General features: G+C 63.9%; 2 protein-coding genes. Both read left to right on the top strand.

Going from position 1 to position 2,034, the window contains the following annotated elements; genetic code table 11:
* Nucleotides 1-1,229 (top strand): ABC transporter permease (locus ACRC1E_RS12925; RefSeq protein WP_438515500.1); only part of this gene is annotated, 1,229 nt, incomplete at its 5' end.
* The gene (locus tag ACRC1E_RS12920; RefSeq protein ID WP_438515499.1) at nt 1,222-1,902 is read left to right on the top strand and encodes an ABC transporter ATP-binding protein; all 681 of its coding nucleotides are present in this window, start codon (nt 1,222-1,224) and stop codon (nt 1,900-1,902) included. The genes ACRC1E_RS12925 and ACRC1E_RS12920, both read left to right, overlap by 8 nt.
* Nucleotides 1,903-2,034 lie beyond the last annotated feature (132 nt).

Here is a 2,034-nt window from a genome sequence, read left to right as displayed (position 1 = left end):
AAGGAGCAGGGCTGATGGCTTTTATCTGGACGGTGGCGTGGCGGCTGATGCGCGAAGGGCGCTTCCAGACGGTGCTGATTCTCGCCGGCGTGACCATAGGCGTGGCGGTGGTGGTGTATATCACCGCCATTGTGAACGGTCTGCAAAGCAATATCATCGACAAGACGCTGTCGACGCAGGCGCATATCGTGCTCAAGCCGCGTGAAGACGTGAACCGCCGCCTGATCGCCGCGCCGGCGGGCGAGCTGATGAGCGAGGTGGAGACGCGTACCCAGCGCGAAAACACCATAGCAAACTGGGCCGGCGCACTGGCCGCGACCCGCGCCTTGCCCGGTGTGGAAGCGGCGGCAGTGATGGCCAGCGGGCCGGGCTTCGCACTCAAGGGCGGGGTCAGGAAATCGGTGGTGCTGATGGGCGTGGAGCTGGCCGATTACCTGAAGATCGTACCGCTACAAAGCAAGCTCAAGGCCGGGCAACTGCGTCTGGATAGCGGTGCGGTGATGATAGGTTCGGAGCTGGCGCGCGAGCTGGGCCTGAAGCCGGGCGACCGCCTGCGCCTGGTATCGGCGACCGGCAGTGCCGACAGTTTTCTGGTGACGGCGGTGCTGGATTTCGGGCTGAAGGATCTGTCGCGGCGCTGGGTGCTGCTGCCGCTTAGAAGCGCGCAGTCCTTGCTCGGTTACCGGCGCGATGTTAGCGACATCTATATCAAAACCACCGATCTGTTTCAGGCCGAAACTATTGCGGCAGCCGCCTCGGCGCGCACTGCGCTGGAGGCCGATAGCTGGCAGGAAACCAATACCCAGCTGGTGACGGCACTACGCAGCCAGAGCGCGTCCAGCAATATGATCAAGGTGTTCGTCACGCTGGCGGTGGCGCTGGGTATTGCCAGCGTACTGGTGGTGTCGGTGGTGCAAAAGCAGCGCGAAATCGGCATCCTGCGCGCCATGGGCACGCCTGCCAGCCGGATACGCGCCGTCTTCCTGCTGCAAGGCGCGATCTACGGGCTGGTGGGCTCGCTCGGTGGCTCGGTACTGGGCGCGCTGCTGGCCAAGGGTTTTACCAAGCTGGCACTCAATAGCGACGGCACACCCTTGTTCCCGGTGGTGGTCACGCCATCACTGTTTATCATCACGGCCATCATTGCAACGCTGGCCGGTGTATTGGCGGCATGGGCACCGGCACGGCGCGCGGCGATGCTGGACCCGGTGGAGGCAATTCGTGGCTGAGGTCTTACAACTGAAGGACATTCGCCGCAGTTATGGCGGCGGCAAGGCACCGCTGGTCGAGGTGCTGCACGGCATCAACCTGGGGCTTGCCGAAGGTGAATTCTCCGCCCTGATCGGCCCGTCCGGCTCGGGCAAGTCCACCTTGCTCAATATCATGGGCCTGCTGGAGCAGCCCAGTTCGGGCGAGCTGATGATTGCCGGCGAAACCGCAGTGGGGCTTAGCGATGCGGCGCGCACCCGGCTACGCAATCTTTATCTGGGTTTTATCTTCCAGTTTCACCATCTGCTGCCGGCGTTTACGGCACTGGAAAACGTGATGATGCCGGTGTTCGCCGGCAAAGGCGCGGTGAATGCTGATGATAAGGCCAGAGCCGCCATGCTGCTGGCGCGGGTGGGGCTGGCCGAACACAGTTACAAAATGCCGGTGCAACTGTCCGGTGGACAGCAGCAGCGGGTGGCCATCGTGCGCGCACTGATGGCGCGCCCGCGGCTGGTGCTGGCCGACGAGCCCACCGGCAACCTCGACACCCAGACCGCAGCCGAGGCCTTCGCGCTGATGCGCGAAATCAACCGCGAAGACGGTGTCACCTTCCTCGTCGTCACCCACGACGCCCGCCTGGCCGATACCTGCGACCGGCAGATCCGGCTGGTGGACGGGCGGCTGGTGGATTGATGCTGGTGCTGGATGTTGGGTGGGTGGGTTAGCCGCTGACCGAGCGCGGCAAGCGAAGCGGCGCGAGGGAATGGCGGCGTAACCCACCGTGACGCGTGTGGCTGTGATGGTGGGTTACGGCATGCATCTTGA

The sequence above is a fragment of the Craterilacuibacter sp. genome (genome assembly GCF_051659485.1).
Classification (GTDB): Bacteria; Pseudomonadota; Gammaproteobacteria; order Burkholderiales; family Chromobacteriaceae; genus Craterilacuibacter.
The sequence above is the reverse complement of the archived record's forward strand: the minus strand, read 5'-3'. Positions and strand labels throughout refer to the sequence as shown.